Below are 17,048 nucleotides of genomic sequence, written 5' to 3'. Positions count from 1 at the left end.
CACCGGTGAACGACCGATACGACCCGGGGTACGGGGACGACCAGTACGAGCTCGTCGGCTACGACGAGTACGGCCGGCCTGTCTACCGCCAGGTCCCGGCACAGCAGACCCAGCAGCAGACGTACGACCCGTACGCCCAGCAGCAACAGCAGGGCTACGGCTACGACCCGTACGCCACGACAGGGCAGCAGCCCCCGGCCGCGTACGACTACGGCACCGGTCAGCAGCAGCAGTCTGCTTACGGCTCCTACGACCCCTACGCCTCCGGGCAGCACCAGCACGGCACCGCGCCCCACGACCCCTATGGCCAGGCCGCGGCCGGCGCCGGTACGGCCCAGCAGCCCCGGGTCGCCGAACAGACCGCCCACATCCCGCAGCAGGCGGGCCCGGCCGACGAGGAGGACGTCCGCGACCGGCCCGAACGGGAGTACCACACCGAGCAGTTCGCCTTCGTCGAGGATCCCGACGACAACTCCGAAGACGTCATCGACTGGCTGAAGTTCACCGAGAACCGCACCGAGCGCCGCGAGGAGGCCCGGCGCCGCGCCCGCAGCCGGATCGTCGCCCTGGTCGTCGTCCTCGCGCTCGCCGCGGTCGGCGGTGTCGGTTACCTCTGGTACGCGGGGAAGCTGCCCGCCCTGTCCTCCGACGACTCCGCGACGGGCACCGCCACGGCCGCGGGCGCCCAGAAGCGCGACGTGATCGTCGTCCACCTGCACGACACCAAGGGCGGCGGCACCGCCACGGCCCTCCTCGTGGACAACACCACCACCAAGCGGGGCACCACCGTCCTGCTGCCCAACTCCCTCGCCCTGACCAGCGACGACGGCACCACGACGACGCTCGCCAAGTCGGTCGAGGACGACGGCTCCGACGGCACCCGCGACGCACTCGACACGGTCCTCGGCACCGACATCCAGGGCACCTGGCGCCTGGACACCCCCTACCTCCAGAACCTCGTAGACCTCGTCGGCAACATCGACGTCGACACCGACACGGACGTCCCCGACCCCGGCGCCGAGAAGAAGGGCGCGGCCCCCCTGGTCAACCAGGGCAAGGCACAGACCCTCAGCGGCAAGATGGCCGTCGCCTACGCCACCTACCGCGCCCCCGGCGAGGCCCAGAACGCCCAGCTGGAGCGCTTCGGGCAGGTCCTGCAAGGCGTACTGCGCAAGCTGTCCTCCGACCCGCAGGCCGCGACGACCACGATCCAGACCCTGGCGCAGATCCTGGACCCGTCCCTGACCGACAAGGACCTCGGCACCTTCCTCGCCGGGCTCTCCGACCTCGCCAAGGGCGGCGACTACCGGACGGACCTGCTGCCCGTCCGGACGGACGGCACGCTCAGCGCCCAGGCCAGTGAGGGCGTGGTCAAGAACGTCCTCGGCGGCACCGCCAAGAGCCCCGACAAGGACGCCGCCGTCAGCGTCTCCGTCCAGAACGCCAGCGGTGTGAAGGACAACACGGAGAAGGCCCGCGTCGTGCTCCTCAACGGCGGCTTCACCTTCCTGGAGGGCGGCACGCCCGGCTCCGCCCAGGCCACGTCCAAGGTCACCTACGCCGACGCCGCCGGCAAGGCCGACGCGGCCGAGGTCGCCAAGACCCTGGGCCTGCCAGAGGGCTCCGTCACCAAGGGCCGGATCTCCGCGGGCGCCGACGTCGCCGTCGTCCTCGGCCAGGACTACAAGCCGTCGTCCGACTAGCCGGCAGGAGTACGCCCCCCACCCGGTCCCCGTAATCGCGTGGGGGGCGCACGGCGGTCCGTGAGACCCTTGGTGGCAAGTGACCGCCGACGGAAAGCCTTGTAGTGACCGTGACCGACCGCTCTCACGAGCTGATCAACACCGCCGCCCAGGCGGCCGCCGACAAGCTGGCACACGACATCGTCGCCTACGACGTCAGTGACGTGCTGTCCATCACGGACGCCTTCCTGCTGGCCTCCGCTCCCAACGACCGTCAGGTCAAGTCGATCGTCGACGAGATCGAGGAGCGCCTCAGCAAGGAGCTCGGCGCCAAGCCGGTGCGCCGCGAGGGCGACCGCGAGGCCCGCTGGGTGCTGCTCGACTACGTCGACATCGTCGTCCACGTCCAGCACAGCGAGGAGCGCGTCTTCTACGCCCTGGAGCGGCTGTGGAAGGACTGCCCCGAGCTGGAGCTGCCCGAGGACGCCAAGGCCACCCGCGGCAAGGCCGAGGAGCACGCCAAGCTGCGAGCGGCCGAGGAGGCGGCGGAGCTGGAAGGTGACTGGCGGTGACCTCCTTCAGTGAGGCGTCCGCCGGCAAGGGCCGGGGCCGCCGCATCATCCTCTGGCGGCACGGCCAGACCGCGTGGAACGTGGAGCGCCGCTTCCAGGGCACCACGGACGTCGAGCTCACCGAGACCGGCGTCGCCCAGGCCCGCCGCGCCGCCCGGCTGCTCGTCGGCCTGAAGCCGGCCGCGATCGTCGCCTCCGACCTGAAGCGGGCCGCGAACACGGCCGCCGAGCTCGCCGCGCTCACCGGCCTCGACGTGACCCACGACGAGGGGCTGCGCGAGACCTACGCGGGTGTCTGGCAGGGCCTGACGCACGAGGAGATCATCGCCCGGCACGGCGAGGAGTACGCCGCGTGGAAGCGCGGCGAGCCGGTGCGCCGCGGTGGTGGCGAACTGGAGACCGAGGTCGCCGACCGCGCCGCCCCCGTGGTGCTGCGGCACGCCGAGAAGCTCCCGGAGGACGGCACGCTCGTCGTGGTCAGCCACGGCGGCACCATCCGCACCACCATCGGCCGCCTCCTCGCCCTGGACCCCCACGACTGGGAGAGCCTCGGCGGACTCTCCAACTGCTGCTGGTCCGTCCTCGGCGAAGGCGCCCGCGGCTGGCGCCTGCTGGAGCACAACGCCGGCACGCTGCCGGAACCGGTGCTCGGCGACGACGACTGACCCGGATTTCACTTTCCGGCAGGTCGCAGGCTAAAGTTCTTCTTGTTCGCCCGGCCCGCCGGGAAGGAACAAGAGGGGCTATAGCTCAGTTGGTAGAGCGCCTGCATGGCATGCAGGAGGTCAGGAGTTCAATTCTCCTTAGCTCCACGTCAAGATCCCGTTCCCGTCCAGGGGGCGGGATTTTTCGTGCCCCGGGTTGAGTCACTCGGGCCCGCTGAGGCGTATACCTCTACGGCCACGACGCCTGCCGTGTCCGGACTGGTACTGAGGCGTCGCTGACCGTATTGCTCCGGCCGTGGCAGAATCAAACGGCCGGAAGGGGGCGCGGCCCGACGGGAGGAGTAGCGATGCCTGCGAGCATCCAGGAGGTCGACCACCTCCTCGGAGCAGCATTGACAGGGGATATGTCGACCCGCCTCAGCTGCCCTTCCTGCGGATCCGCGCACGTGGCCCAGATGCTCGGCGACAACGGCGGGATCTCCTACGTGTGCACGGCCTGCGGCCACAGCTGGAGCTGATCGATGGGTGCACACAGGCGGAAATGCGACTGGTGTGGCAGCGGGACTCCGATCGTCCGCGACATGGAGCCGATCAATCCCGACTACCAGTACTGGTGCGAGGAGTGCGCGCGGGCGCTGATCATAAAGGGCGACCCGATCGAGACGTACCGCGAGCTGGAGGGCGAGCCGATCTACGGCCGGCTTCTGGAGGAGCACTGCACGCTCAAGCGGTTCTATTCGTTCGTCACGGCGTAGAGCCCGCAAGGTCGGTGTAAATCCGACATAGCGGGCATCCCCGTACGAGGCGAAATCGATTTGGTGTTGGGCCCGCCGGACCAGTAAAGTTGGCGTCGCCGCCGGGGAAACCCGGAGGGACGCAGCAAGGGGCTATAGCTCAGTTGGTAGAGCGCCTGCATGGCATGCAGGAGGTCAGGAGTTCAATTCTCCTTAGCTCCACAGCAGATGAGAAGGCGGGCCATCCGATCGGATGGCCCGCCTTCTTCGTGTGTGGTGTCCCTGTGCGCGTACGGCGGGCTCCCCTGAGGGGAGCCCGCCGTACGTGTGCTCAGCGGCCGAGAGCGCGGCGGCCGCGGCCCTGGGACAGGACGGGGAGGTTGCGGGACGGCGCGCCGCCCTGAGCGCGCGTGTCCTCCTCGATGCGCAGGGCCAGCGCCGGGCAGCGGCGCACCGCGCGTAGAGCCTTGTCCTCGGCGTACCGCGGCACCTTCGCCTGCGCCACGGTCGGGAAGCCGTCGGCGCCGAGCTGGAACACCTCGGGGAGGATGTCCGCGCACAGGCCGTGGCCCCGGCACAGCGTCCAGTCGACGAAGATCTTCTGACGGCTGGGGCCGTTCTCCTCGGACTCGCCGCCGCCCGGGATGCCCGTAGGGGCCCTGCCGCCCTCGAAGAGCGGCAGAACGCCCTCCACGGGCCGTCCGCAGCCGTTTCCGAGGACATGGGCGGCCAGGTCGTCCGTGAACGCCTTGATGGTCGACTCGATGAACATCGCGGAGCCGTCCGGGTGCGAGCACGCGCCGCGCCGCTTCACGTTCTTGGCGACCTGCTTGAGGGCTTCGAGGGCGGCCGGTCCGCCGCCGTTGAGGATGTCCTCCAGGCCGCGCGCGGCGGCCGGCAGGCCGAGGTAGCAGGGGCCGCACTGGCCCGCGCTCTCCTCCGCCAGCCACTGGGCGACACGCAGTGACTCGCCCAGTGGGCAGGTCTCCTGAGTGATCGGCAGGATCGCGCCGGCGCCGAGCGCGCCGCCCACCGCGTCCAGGGAGTTGCGGGAGACGATCGCCTCGTTGACCGTCGCCGCGTCGATCCACTTGCCGTGGTAGCCGCCGGTGAGCACGCCCTGCGGCACCGGCGGGGCGCCGGCGAGCTGGAGGACGTACCGCAGCGGCACGCCCGTCGGGACCTCGATCACCATGGGGCGGGCGACCGCCCCGGAGACCGTGAGCATGACGGTGCCCGGCTCGTCGTACAGGCCGGTGTTGCCGTAGCGCTCCGGGCCGATGCGGGCGGCGATGGCCAGTTGGGCGAAGGTCTCGGCGTTGGACAGCAGCGTGGGCGCGCCGCCGACGCCGTTCTGCGAGGCGCTGACCTTGCGGCCCGGTGGGATGGCCGGACCGCCGTCGATGGAGCGGATCAGCGACGCGGCGGCGCCGGTGACCATCCGGACCGGATTGCGCTGCACACGCGCGCGGAGTGCCGATCTGCGGCCGTTGCTGAGGCCGCGTTCGGCCAGCGCGGCCTCCATGGAGCGCTGTGTGGACTCACGGGTGACCCCCACCACGAGCGTGCGGGCACCCAGCGCCTCCGCGCACAGCAGTGCGCCGTCCAGGATCAGATGGGGAGCGCGGTTGATCAGCACCGTGTCCTTGCGGCAGGCCGGCTCGTCCTCGCTTCCGTTCACGACGACGACCGGCCGGACGCCGCGTTTGATCGCGGCCTCGGCGACCGAGCGCAGCTTCTTGTGGAAGGGGAAGCCCGCGCCGCCGCGGCCCTTCAGGTTGATGCGTTCGGCGAGTTGCGCGAGCTGCTCGCCGCCCATCGGCTCGAGTGGCCCATGCACCTTCAGGTGCATGGGCAGATCGAGCCGATCGACAAGGTCGAAGCCGGACGTGAGCTGGGGAAGGCCGACCACGCGGACTTCGGGTACGTCAGGCAAAGCCTCGTTCACTTAAAGCCTCCGGAAGGCGTGTTCCAAGGTTCGCCCGAGCCCGGAGCGTCGAAGTCGTAGGACGCACCGGGCAGTGTTTCAGTGGCGGGACCGCTGTTGTACGTGTCGTTCGGGTAGTACGTGTCATAGACGGCGTTCGTCTCACCCGTGTCGTACACGTCACTCGATCCATAGCCGGAGGCGCCTGGATTGTCATAGGCCGGAACGCTTTGACCGGTGTCTTGCAGGGGGTCGTAGGGCGGGATGTTGAAGCCCGTGTCCTGGAGCGGGTCGTAGGCCGACGGCGGGGCCTCGCCGACCGGCGGCGGGGACGGGATCGGCCAGTTGCCCGAGGTGCTGGAGGGGCCGTCCACGGTCGGGATGGTCTGGGTGGGCTGCATGTCCAGCGGCAGTTCCGTGCGGTCGGTCGGCCCCGGCGCGAACGCCTGCTGGCCCAGGGGCGGGCTCGAGACGGCCCGGTAGGCCGCGGCGAAGCCGCTCGTGGACTCCTGGGGAGCGGCGCGCTCCGCCTTCTCGTACCGCGGCCCCGACGAGGAGGCCATGGCCCCCACGGGCGTGTCCCGGCCCCCGTAGCCGGGCAGCGCGGAGCCGGTGCCCGCCCGGGCCCGGCTCTCCTCCAGGTCCCTGCGTCCCAGGCCCTCTCCGGGCCCGATGAGCTGGGCGAACTTGTCGGCGACCTTGCGCTTGACCGGGCGCGGAGCGGTGCGCAGGGCGAGGGCTCCGGCCACGCCGACCAGGGCCAGGCAGTACAGGACGACGAAGATCGGCTTGGCTTGGCGACCCGCGTAGAGGCCGTGGACCAGCGCGGCGCACCAGGCCGGGTAGGCCAGCATGTGCATGGCCCGCCAGCGGGCCGCGACGGGCGCCGGGGACGCGAAGCGGTTGCGCAGCACGCCCGTGATGCCCACGAAGATCATGAGCATGCCCGCCAGGGTGCCCAGGCCGATCAGGAAGGACCTGCCCGCGACCACCTCTTCGTCGGTGAACAGCAGCCCGAAGGGGATCACCGCGGCGATCCACGAGGTGTGCTCCAGCGCCAGCTTCACTCCGATGTGCACCAGCAGGAAGGCGATCGAGGCGACGGCCGTGGTCCGGTGCACGGCCTGCGCCAGGATGCGCCTGCGGGCGTCGAGGAGGATCCGGTCCTGGGCGACCAGGCCCCAGATCACCGAGCAGGTCAGGCATACCAGGGACAGCACGCCCGCGCCGAAGTTGAGGAACTCGGCGAAGGAGTCGTCTGCCGTGGAGTCGTTGGGGTTCACGACCGGCCTCCCCACATCCCGGTGACCGGGTGTAGCGAGCTGTTACTGCGATGAGGGTTCATGGGGGCAACTCCGAGCGGTTCGGGAAAGCGGTCCCGCTGCCGCACTCTAAGCCGCGCCATACCGATGGGTACGAGGTTTGAGTTATTGCGTTGTTATCAAAGGACAATGTGGTTGTTGTGATGTCCCTTAGCGACTGTTACGCGAAGTAACTTTTGACCTTGGTTCAGCTTTTTGGGCAACGAGACGGCCCACCGGAAGCGCGTCGCGACGCGCTGGGGGCCTGCGGTACCCTAACGCCATGCGTGCCGTACGCCTTCTGCTTAGCGGGCCGCGCTGATCAGTCCCGGCCGCCGGACGAGTCGAGTGGCCGGAATCGGCGCGGCGTCCCCTCCTGTGCGAGGGGATTTTTCGTTTCTCGAACGACACAGCCGCAGGCAGAGACGATCGATGGAGCTTTGAGGATCATGAGCGAGACGAACCCCGCTGCCGCCTCCGAGGTGGCAGCGCCGCACCGCTACACGGCCGCCATGGCAGCCGAGATCGAGGCACGCTGGCAGGACTTCTGGGACGCCGACGGCACCTACGGCGCGCCCAACCCGAAGGGCGACCTGGCGGGCGACCGGTCGGTCGTCGCCAAGCCCAAGAAGTTCGTCATGGACATGTTCCCGTACCCGTCGGGTGCGGGCCTGCACGTCGGACACCCGCTGGGCTACATCGCCACGGACGTGTTCGCGCGCTTCCAGCGCATGACCGGCCACAACGTCCTGCACACCCTGGGCTTCGACGCCTTCGGCCTGCCCGCCGAGCAGTACGCCGTGCAGACCGGCACGCACCCGCGCGCGTCCACCGAAGCCAACATGGAGAACATGAAGTCCCAGCTGCGCCGGCTGGGCCTGGGCCACGACAAGCGCCGGTCGTTCGCCACGATCGACCCGGAGTACTACAAGTGGACCCAGTGGATCTTCGTACAGATCTTCAACTCCTGGTACGACCACGAGGCCGGGAAGGCCCGCCCGATCTCCGAACTGATCGGCCAGTTCGAGTCCGGTGAGCGGCCCGTACCGGGACACACGCGCGCGTGGAGCGACCTGAGCGCCGCAGAGCAGGCCGACGTCCTGGGCGAGTTCCGGCTGGCGTACGCCTCCGACGCGCCGGTCAACTGGTGCCCCGGGCTGGGCACCGTACTGGCCAACGAGGAGGTCACCGCCGACGGCCGCTCCGAGCGCGGCAACTTCCCGGTCTTCAAGGCCAAGCTGCGCCAGTGGAACATGCGCATCACGGCCTACGCCGACCGGCTGCTGGAGGACCTGGAGGAGCTGGACTGGCCCGAGGCCATCAAGCTGCAGCAGCGCAACTGGATCGGCCGCTCCGAGGGCGCCCGCGTCGACTTCCCCATCGACGGCGAGCGCATCACCGTCTTCACCACCCGCCCCGACACCCTGTTCGGCGCCACCTACATGGTCCTGGCGCCCGAGCACCCGCTGGTCGAGAAGTTCACCCCGGCCGCCTGGCCGGAGGGCACCCACGAGGTGTGGACCGGCGGCCACGCGACCCCCGGGGATGCCGTCGCCGCCTACCGCGCCCAGGCCGCCTCCAAGTCCGACGTGGAGCGCCAGGCCGAGGCCAAGGACAAGACCGGCGTCTTCATCGGCGCCTACGCGACCAACCCGGTCAACGGCGAGCAGATCCCGGTCTTCATCGCCGACTACGTGCTGATGGGCTACGGCACCGGCGCGATCATGGCGGTCCCGGCACACGACACGCGTGACTTCGAGTTCGCGCGCGCCTTCGAGCTGCCGATCAACTGCGTCGTCGAGCCGACCGACGGCCGCGGCACCGACACCTCGACGTGGGACGCGGCCTTCGTGTCGTACGACGCGAAGATCGTCAACTCCACGGGGGAGAGTGTCTCCCTGGACGGCCTGGGGGTCGTCGACGCCAAGGCACGCATCACCGAGTGGCTGGAGCGGTCCGGCACCGGCGAGGGCACCGTCAACTTCCGGCTGCGCGACTGGCTGTTCAGCCGCCAGCGCTACTGGGGCGAGCCCTTCCCGATCGTCTACGACGAGGACGGCATCGCCCACGCGCTGCCCGAGTCGATGCTGCCCCTGGAACTGCCCGAGGTCGAGGACTACTCGCCGCGCACGTTCGACCCGGACGACGCCGACACCCAGCCCGAGACCCCGCTGTCCCGCAACGAGGACTGGGTCAACGTCACGCTGGACCTGGGCGACGGCCCGAAGAAGTACCGGCGTGAGACCAACACCATGCCCAACTGGGCCGGTTCCTGCTGGTACGAGCTGCGCTACCTGGACCCGCACAACAGCGAGAAGCTGGTCGACCCGGAGATCGAGCAGTACTGGATGGGCCCGCGCGAGGGACAGCCGCACGGCGGTGTCGACCTGTACGTCGGCGGCGCCGAGCACGCCGTGCTGCACCTGCTGTACGCGCGCTTCTGGTCCAAGGTCCTGTACGACCTGGGGCACGTCTCCTCCGCCGAGCCGTTCCACAAGCTGTTCAACCAGGGCATGATCCAGGCCTACGTCTACCGCGACAGCCGTGGCATCGCGGTGCCGGCCGCCGAGGTGGAGGAGCGCGACGGCGCGTACTACTACCAGGGCGAGAAGGTCTCCCGCCTGCTGGGCAAGATGGGCAAGTCCCTGAAGAACGCGGTCACTCCGGACGAGATCTGCGAGGAGTACGGCGCCGACACACTGCGTCTGTACGAGATGGCGATGGGCCCGCTGGACGTCTCCCGGCCCTGGGACACGCGCGCCGTGGTGGGCCAGTTCCGGCTGCTCCAGCGGCTGTGGCGCAACATCGTCGACGAGGCGACCGGCGAGGTCACCGTCGTGGACGCCGAGCCGGAAGAGGAGACGCTGCGCGCCCTGCACAAGGCGATCGACGGGGTGCGCGGGGACCTGGAGGGCATGCGGTTCAACACCGCCATCGCCAAGGTCACCGAGCTGAACAACCACCTGACCAAGGCGGGCGGCGCGGTGCCGCGCTCGGTGGCCGAGCCGCTGGTGCTGATGGTCGCGCCGCTGGCCCCGCACGTCGCCGAGGAGCTGTGGCGCAAGCTGGGGCACGAGGACTCCGTGGTGCACCAGGACTTCCCGGTGGCCGACCCGGCGTACGTGGTCGACGAGACCGTGACCTGCGTCGTGCAGATCAAGGGCAAGGTCAAGGCGCGGCTGGAGGTCTCGCCGTCGATCTCCGAGGACGAGCTGGAGAAGGCCGCGCTGGCCGACGAGAAGGTCGTCGCCGCGCTGGGCGGGGCCGGGATCCGGAAGGTGATCGTGCGGGCGCCGAAGCTGGTGAACATCGTTCCGGCGTAGCCGCCAGGCAGTGCGGACGGCTCTCAGGGTGGTCCCCTACGGGCAGGTTCGGGGTTCTTGTGGAACTCCGGGCCTGCCTGTTGCGTTTACCGTTGAAGAGCGGCGTGAGACGTGCCGATACGCCCTGAGGAGGAGCCGGTGGAAGCAGTGATCGCAGTATTCGCCCTGCTCTTCGTGCTCTTTCTCGGGCTCGGTGTGTACGCCACGGTGAAGGTGGTCGGCGCCGCCAAGCGCGGCGTGGACCGCGGCATCTCGCAGGCCCGCCGCACGGTCGAGGACCACACCCTGCGGGCCAAGTCCTTCGCCCAGCCGGGCGCCGCGGGCGAACTCGCCCAACTCCGGCTGAAACTGCGCACCTCCATGCGTGCCACCCAGGACGCGCTGCACGCGGCCGTCGCCGAGGACGAGTCCCTGAAGGAGTCCCTCGGCCTCTTCGAACGCCTCAGTGCGCACGGGCACGAGCTGGACGACGAGCTGAAGCGCCTGGAGTCCGAGCCCGACCGCGGCGCGCTCGGCGGGCGGCTGCCCGAGCTGCGGGAGCGCACCGAACGCATCACTCAGTCGGCGGACGCCCTGCGCTGGGCCGCCCGTGACCGCGCCCACCGCTTCGCGGAGGACGACCTGGACACACTCAGCGCCCAGATCCACATGGAGGCCGGGGCGCTGCGGCACTGGACGACGACGCCGGAGTCCCAGCCCGCCTCCTCTCCGGAACCGCAGCCCGCCGCGAGGCCGTGGCCCGAGGCTCCCGCCGCCGATGCCGCGACGGCCGGGCAGACCTGGCCGGAGACCCCGCAGTCGAGCCCGGCGGACGAGCCGGCGCGGCCCGCCATCACCCCGCCGGGGCCGCGTCCCACCTACCCCTGGCAGAAGAAGCCCCGCCCCGAGAGCACCACTTGATCCGGCCAGTCGCGTCACAGGGCACGGGGGCCGGGCTGCCGCACGGGCGCTACGGCAGGTAACCTCCAGCTCATGTCCCGCCATGTCGCGATCGTCACCGATTCAACGGCCTACCTGCCGACCCGGACGATGGAGCGCCACGGCATCACAGCGGTACCTCTGACCGTCGTCCTCGGCGACCGGGCGCTGGAGGAGGGCACCGAGATCTCGACCCGCGCCCTCGCCCAGGCTTTGCAGAAGCGGCGCCCGGTGACGACCTCGCGGCCCAGCCCCGCCCTCTTCGAGGAGACGTACCGCAAGGTCGCCGAGTCCGGCGCCACCGGCATCGTCTCCCTCCATCTCTCCGCCGAGCTCTCCGGTACGTACGACGCGGCGGTCGTCGCCGCACGGCAGGCGCCGGTGCCGGTGCGGGTGGTGGACACCGGCATGATCGCGATGGCGCTCGGCTTCTGCGCGCTCTCCGCGGCGGAGACGGCGGAGTCGGGCGGCACGGTGGACGAGGCCGTCACAGCCGCGGAGAAGCGGGCCGCGGGCACGTCCGCCTACTTCTACGTCGACACCCTCGACTACCTGCGCCGCGGCGGCCGTATCGGTGCCGCGCAGGCCCTGCTGGGCTCGGCGCTCGCGGTGAAGCCGCTGCTGCAACTGACCGACGGCCGTATCCAACCGCTGGAGAAGGTGCGGACCGCGTCGAAGGCGATCGCACGCCTGGAGGAGATCGCGGCCGAGCGCGCGGGCAGCGCCAAGGTCGACATCGCCGTTCACCATCTCGCCGCCCCGGACCGGGCATCAGCCCTCGCCGACCGGTTGCGGGCACGGGTGTCCGGGCTTGCCGATCTGCATGTCAGCGAGGTCGGGGCGGTGATCGGGGCGCACACCGGGCCCGGGTTGCTGGGAGTCGTGGTTTCGCCGCAGTGAACGGTCACGGCGGGCTCTGATCACCCGTGTGGGTGGCCCGGTTATCCACAAGTCGGCCGCGGTCCCCGGGAATTGCGCAAGATCATCGCGAGTGTGCCGACGTGGCCGATCCTCGTCGCATGGCACTTCGATCACGTTCACGCACAGCGACTGCGACCAGCGGGCCCGGCCGTGGACCGGCGTCCGACGGCCGCATCCGTCACCGCCGTCACCGGCCTGTCGCACACGGCCGGGCACGGCACCGCCATGCCTCGGCGGAGGAACTCCGCCGCCGCGCGGAAGTGCTGTTCGGCGGGCCTGCCGAACGGGGCGGGGAGCGGCGGGAGTCGGGCCATGGTCCGCCCGAGGAGACGATTGCCGTAGGACGTGCCCGGCATGGGCTGGATCGGCCGGAGACCGTTACGGCAGCCGGTGTGGATGTCGGTGTGGATGTCGAGGTGGCGTCCGCCCGCGTCCCCGACGGTGTCGGCGGTGGGGCGGGCGCCGGGGCAGTCGGCGGGGACGGTCGCCTTGCGGAAGGGGCCTGGCGGGAGCGGGCCCGGCTCGCGGTGCGGGAGCGCATGCCCGTGTGGTTGCAGGCGAGGTGTGGCCTGGAGCGGCGGAGCGTGCTCGCGCTGACGGTGGTGCTCGTCGTCGCGGCGGCGTTCGCCGCGCAGCACTTCTGGGCGGGCCGGACCCAGTCCGTACGGCCGCCCGAGGTGGTGCGAGCGGCCGCACCCTACGGTGAGCGGGCGCAGAGCGGGCCGGCGGAGCCGGGACACGGAGCGGGCGCGCCGGCAGGAGCGGCGAAGGCGGCAGGGGCGGCAGGGGCGGCCGAGATCGTCGTGGACGTCGGCGGCAAGGTCCGTGAACCCGGGATCCACCGGCTGCCGGCCGGTTCGCGCGTCGCGGACGCCCTGCGCGCGGCGGGCGGGGTGAAGCCCGGCACGAAGACCGACGGTCTCAACCGCGCCCGGTTCCTCGTGGACGGCGAGCAGGTGATCGTGGGCGGACCGGCTCCCGCCGCGGGGACCGGCACGGACGGTACGGCTGCCGGAGGCACGGCCGGTGCGGCGGCGGGCGGCGTGCTGCCGGCGGCTCCCGTCTCCCTCAACACGGCCACCGCCGACCAGCTCGACACCCTGCCGGGTGTCGGCCCGGTGCTGGCGCAGCACATCATCGACTACCGCACGCAGCACGGAGGTTTCCGTTCCGTGGACGAGCTGCGCGAGGTGAACGGCATCGGCGAGCGCCGCTTCGCCGACCTGCGGAATCTCGTACGGCCATGAGCGGGGCCCCCGAGCTGCCGGCGCGGCGGGACGAGGCGGCACCTGAGACGCTGACCGCCGGACCGGCCCCTCCCACCGGGTCCGCATCTCCCGCCAGGTCGTCCGTGCACGCCTCCTCCGGCAAGCGGCTGGGCAGCGCCCGTCCGCGGCAGGAAGGACCCACGGACCTACGGCTCGTCCCACCCGCTCTCGCGGCCTGGGGTACGGCGGCGTTGGTGCTGGACGCGCCGCCGGGGTGGGTCCTGGGCATCGTGGCCGGATGTCTGGCCGCCATCGGCCTGCTGCCCCTGGCCCGGCGAGCGGGGTGGGCCTCCTGGTCGCGGGCGTCGGCCGCCGCCGTGCTGCTGTGCGTGGCCGCGGCTGCCGCCTCGGCCGGGCTGCACGGGGCGGACCTGCGCCGGGGGCCCGTGCCCGGCCTGGCGCGGGAGTACGCGACGGTGACCGCCGAGGTCGAGGTCACCTCCGACCCCCGGCTCACCCGGCCGAAGGTCCGGGGCGATCATGTCGCTCCGACCGCCGTGCTGATCGACGCCGAGGTACGGCGCGTCCAGGAGGCGGGTGGCGCGACGGTGGTGACGCGGGCGCCGGTGCTGATGATCGTCGACGTGGAGTCGGCCGGCCGGGTCGTCGAGGGTGGGCGGTCGGCACCCGCGGGCGGGGCGAGCGGGGCCGTCAGGGATGGACAACCCGTGCCCGCGACGGGGTCTGCCGGAGGTGGGCGGCAGACCGCGGGCGGGCCGGTGCGGTCGCCGTGGCTGGGGCTGCTGCCGTCGACGCGGCTGCGGGTCGGCGCGCGGCTGGCGCCCGCGATGACGGGCGGAGACCGGGTCGCGGCGGTGCTGCGGGTGCGGGGGCGGGCCGAACCGGAGGTGGTGGGGGAACCCTCGGCTGCTCAGCGGCTTGCCGGGCGGTTGCGGGCCGGGCTGCGGGAGGCGACCGACGGGTTGCCGGCGGATGCCCGGGCCCTGTTGCCGGGGCTGGTCGTGGGGGACACCTCGCGGATCACCCCGGAGCTGGAGGAGGCCTTCAAGGAGACCGACCTCACGCACACTCTGGCCGTATCCGGGGCCAACTTCACGATCCTGCTCGCCCTGCTGCTCGGGCCGCCGGGCCTGGCGCAGCACGTCGAGCGGCGGGGGCTCGCGCCTCGCCTCGGTGTCTCCCTGCGGGCGACCGCGGTGCTCGGGGGTGTGCTCTCACTCGGGTTCGTCGTCGTGTGCAGACCGGACCCGAGCGTGCTGCGGGCCGCGGCCTGCGGAGCCGTCGCGCTGCTCGCCCTCGCGACCGGCCGCCGCAGGTCACTCATCCCGGCGCTGGCGACGGCGGTTCTGCTTCTGGTCATGTACGACCCGTGGCTGGCCCGGAGTTACGGCTTCCTGCTCTCCGTCGTGGCCACCGGCGCCCTGCTCACACTCGCGCCGCGCTGGAGTGCCGGGCTGCGGCGGCGCGGGGTGCCGCCGCGGCTCGCCGAGGCGCTGGCCGCCGCTGCCGCCGCGCAGGCCCTGTGCGCGCCCGTCGTGGCCGTGCTGTCGGCGCGGGTGAGCCTGGTGGCGGTGCCGTGCAATCTGATCGCGGAGTTCGCGATCGCGCCGGCCACCGTGCTGGGCTTCGCGGCACTGGCCACGGCACCGGTGGCGATGCCGGTGGCCCAGGTCGTGGCATGGTGCGCGCACTGGCCCGCCGAGTGGATCGCACAGGTCGCCCGTACCGGGGCGGCGCTGCCGGGAGCGGGAGTGGACTGGCCGGGCAGTTGGGCGGGTGCGGCGCTGCTCGCGGCCGTGACATTGGTGGTGCTGCTCGTGGGGCGGCGGCTGCTCGGGCACCCCTGGTGGTGCGGTGTCTGCGGCCTGGCGCTGGTGCTGGTGGTCGTGCAGCCGCCGCCGCTGACCCGGGTGGTCACGGGCTGGCCGCCGCCCGGCTGGCGGCTGGTGATGTGCGACGTGGGACAGGGCGACGCCATGGTGCTCGCGGCGGGCGAGGGCAGCGGAGTGGTGGTGGACGCGGGACCCGATCCGCAGCTTGTCGACCACTGCCTGCGCTCACTCGGCATCACCAGGATTCCGCTGGTCGTGCTCACCCACTTCCACGCCGATCATGTGGCGGGCCTGCCGGGGGTGCTGCGCGGACGGGCGGTGGGCGCGATCGAGACGACCGGCTTCGAAGAGCCCGCCGACCAGGCCGCGTTCGTACGGAGACAGGCGACGGCCCGGCGGGTTCCCCTGACGCGGGCCGCCGCCGGGGAGCAGCGCCGCACGGGGGAGTTGTCCTGGCAGGTGGTGTGGCCGCCCCCGAGCCGGCCCCCGACCCCTCCGCCGGGCTCGCATCCGCACCTGCTCCCGCCCCACCCGGCGCCGGAGGGGCCGAACGACGCCAGTGTCGCCATGCTGGTCCGGTCGGCCGGGCTGCGCCTGCTGCTCCTCGGAGACCTCGAACCCCCGGCCCAGCGGGCGCTGGCGAGATCACCGGCGGCCGAGGAACTGGAGAGCGTGGACGTGCTGAAGGTCGCCCACCACGGTTCGGCCTACCAGGACCCCGGCCTGATGGACCGGGCGGCCCCGCGGCTGGCCCTGATCAGTTGCGGTGCGGACAACAGCTACGGGCATCCGGCGCCCGGCACGGTCGCGGCGCTGCGCGCCGGGGGTGCGGCGGTGCTGCGGACGGACCGGGACGGCGCGCTCGCGGTCGTAGGAGGGGGCGGGGAGCTGAGGGTGGCGCGAGACTGAGGGCATGCACTCAGCACAGGTTGATGCCTATCTCCGCCGCCTGGGAGTCGAGCACCCGGCGTGGCCCACCGTCGACGTGCTCCGCGAACTGCACCTACGCCACCTGCGGACCGTGCCGTTCGAGAACCTGTCGATCCACCTCGGCGAGGAGATCGTGCTGGAGGAGAAGCGGCTGCTGGACAAGGTGGTCGGCGCCCGGCGGGGCGGGTTCTGTTACGAACTCAACGGAGCCTTCGGGGCGTTGCTGGCCGCGCTGGGGTACGACGTGGCGCTGCTCGCCGCGCGGGTCTACGGGGACGAGGAGCGGCTCGGGATCCCGTACGACCATCTCGCGCTGCGGGTGCGGACGGTGGACGGGGGCGACTGGCTGGCCGACGTCGGGTTCGGGGCGCACAGCCACCTGCCGCTGGCGTTCGGGGAGAGGGGAGAACAGGAGGATCCAGGGGGCACGTTCCGGATCGTCGAGGCACAGCCGGACGCGGCGGGGGTGCGCGGCGGGCACGACACGGTGGAGGCGGCGGACCTGGACGTGATCCGCGACGGCAGACCGCAGTACCGGCTGGAGGTACGGCCGCGGGTGCTCGGGGACTTCGTGGCCGGGGTGTGGTGGCACAGCACGTCGCCGGTGTCGCACTTCACGCGGTCGCTGGTCTGTTCGCGGGTCACGGAGGACGGAGGGCGGATCACGCTCAGCGGCCGCAGGTTCACGGTGACCGGGGCCGACGGCGGCCGTCAGGAGCGGGAGCTGGGGACGGACGAGGAGGTCCTCGGGGTGTACCGGGAGCGGTTCGGCATCGAGCTGGGCTCGGTGCCGACGGTTCGGGGCAGCGGCCAGGAGAGCTGATCCCAACAGAGGAGCAAGAAGGGAGAAAAGGGGCGATGAGGTAGCGAGGGCAGAAGGGGTAGAGAGGCTCAGAAGCCCCACTTGGGCCACATGGTGCTACTCGTGCGTAGTCCCAGCACAAGTGCTGGATTCCCGTGATGTGGTCTCGTGTTGCCTCGAATGCCTCATCGGTGGTCGAATGCCTCCTCGGT

13 protein-coding genes and 2 tRNA genes are annotated in these 17,048 nt (G+C 71.6%); 13 read left to right on the top strand and 2 right to left on the bottom strand.

Annotation, left to right across the window (positions count from 1 at the left end):
- Positions 1-5 precede the first annotated feature (5 nt).
- The 7 genes from CP976_RS15010 to CP976_RS14980 all read left to right on the top strand — a co-directional run bounded on the left by CP976_RS15010 (position 6) and on the right by CP976_RS14980 (position 3,875).
- Positions 6-1,703, top strand: coding sequence for a LytR C-terminal domain-containing protein (locus CP976_RS15010; RefSeq protein WP_150480818.1), 1,698 nt, complete (start codon positions 6-8; stop codon positions 1,701-1,703).
- Positions 1,704-1,807: 104 nt separating this feature from the next.
- On the top strand, positions 1,808-2,254 hold the full coding sequence (gene rsfS / locus CP976_RS15005; RefSeq protein ID WP_086843922.1) for a ribosome silencing factor: 447 nt from the start codon (positions 1,808-1,810) through the stop codon (positions 2,252-2,254).
- On the top strand, positions 2,245-2,919 hold the full coding sequence (locus CP976_RS15000; protein WP_150480817.1) for a histidine phosphatase family protein: 675 nt from the start codon (positions 2,245-2,247) through the stop codon (positions 2,917-2,919). The genes rsfS and CP976_RS15000 overlap by 10 nt, the downstream gene beginning before the upstream one ends.
- A 74-nt stretch (positions 2,920-2,993) precedes the next feature.
- Positions 2,994-3,066: transfer RNA gene (locus tag CP976_RS14995), tRNA-Ala, on the top strand.
- A gap of 200 nt (positions 3,067-3,266) precedes the next feature.
- Positions 3,267-3,437 (top strand): hypothetical protein, encoded by a 171-nt coding sequence (locus CP976_RS14990; RefSeq protein WP_150480816.1) that lies wholly within the window; start codon positions 3,267-3,269, stop codon positions 3,435-3,437.
- Positions 3,438-3,440: 3 nt separating this feature from the next.
- Positions 3,441-3,674 carry a hypothetical protein gene (locus CP976_RS14985; RefSeq protein ID WP_006136074.1) on the top strand — a complete coding sequence of 78 codons (234 nt, stop codon included), beginning with the start codon at positions 3,441-3,443 and terminating at the stop codon, positions 3,672-3,674.
- Positions 3,675-3,802: 128 nt separating this feature from the next.
- Positions 3,803-3,875: transfer RNA gene (locus tag CP976_RS14980), tRNA-Ala, on the top strand.
- Between the two features lie 109 nt (positions 3,876-3,984).
- Here CP976_RS14980 and CP976_RS14975 read toward each other — a convergent pair.
- Both CP976_RS14975 and CP976_RS14970 read right to left on the bottom strand, forming a co-directional pair.
- A complete protein-coding gene (locus CP976_RS14975; RefSeq protein ID WP_167537343.1) occupies positions 3,985-5,601 on the bottom strand; it encodes an NADH-quinone oxidoreductase subunit NuoF family protein in 1,617 nt (538 codons plus the stop codon).
- Complete coding sequence (locus CP976_RS14970; protein WP_150480815.1) at positions 5,598-6,863, bottom strand: cytochrome b/b6 domain-containing protein; 1,266 nt, start codon at positions 6,861-6,863, stop codon at positions 5,598-5,600. Before CP976_RS14970 ends, CP976_RS14975 begins: the two co-directional genes overlap by 4 nt.
- Before the next feature lie 467 nt (positions 6,864-7,330).
- Between CP976_RS14970 and leuS the strand changes: the two genes are divergently transcribed.
- The 6 genes from leuS to CP976_RS14935 all read left to right on the top strand — a co-directional run bounded on the left by leuS (position 7,331) and on the right by CP976_RS14935 (position 16,857).
- Entirely contained in the window at positions 7,331-10,204 is a 2,874-nt protein-coding gene (gene leuS / locus CP976_RS14960) for a leucine--tRNA ligase (protein WP_150480812.1), read from the top strand.
- A gap of 138 nt (positions 10,205-10,342) precedes the next feature.
- Positions 10,343-11,104: a hypothetical protein gene (locus CP976_RS14955; protein ID WP_150480811.1), complete on the top strand. Its 762-nt coding sequence runs from the start codon at positions 10,343-10,345 to the stop codon at positions 11,102-11,104.
- Positions 11,105-11,176: 72 nt separating this feature from the next.
- Positions 11,177-12,022, top strand: coding sequence for a DegV family protein (locus CP976_RS14950; RefSeq protein ID WP_150480810.1), 846 nt, complete (start codon positions 11,177-11,179; stop codon positions 12,020-12,022).
- A 119-nt stretch (positions 12,023-12,141) separates the two neighbouring features.
- Positions 12,142-13,290, top strand: coding sequence for a ComEA family DNA-binding protein (locus tag CP976_RS14945; protein WP_150480809.1), 1,149 nt, complete (start codon positions 12,142-12,144; stop codon positions 13,288-13,290).
- Positions 13,287-16,013 carry a ComEC/Rec2 family competence protein gene (locus CP976_RS14940; protein WP_373304839.1) on the top strand — a complete coding sequence of 909 codons (2,727 nt, stop codon included), beginning with the start codon at positions 13,287-13,289 and terminating at the stop codon, positions 16,011-16,013. The genes CP976_RS14945 and CP976_RS14940 overlap by 4 nt, the downstream gene beginning before the upstream one ends.
- Positions 16,014-16,017: 4 nt before the next feature.
- Positions 16,018-16,857 (top strand): arylamine N-acetyltransferase family protein, encoded by an 840-nt coding sequence (locus CP976_RS14935; RefSeq protein ID WP_150480808.1) that lies wholly within the window; start codon positions 16,018-16,020, stop codon positions 16,855-16,857.
- Positions 16,858-17,048 lie beyond the last annotated feature (191 nt).

It is taken from the genome of Streptomyces coeruleorubidus (assembly GCF_008705135.1).
Lineage (GTDB): Bacteria > Actinomycetota > Actinomycetes > Streptomycetales > Streptomycetaceae > Streptomyces > Streptomyces coeruleofuscus.
This window is presented reverse-complemented; position numbering and strand designations above follow the sequence as displayed.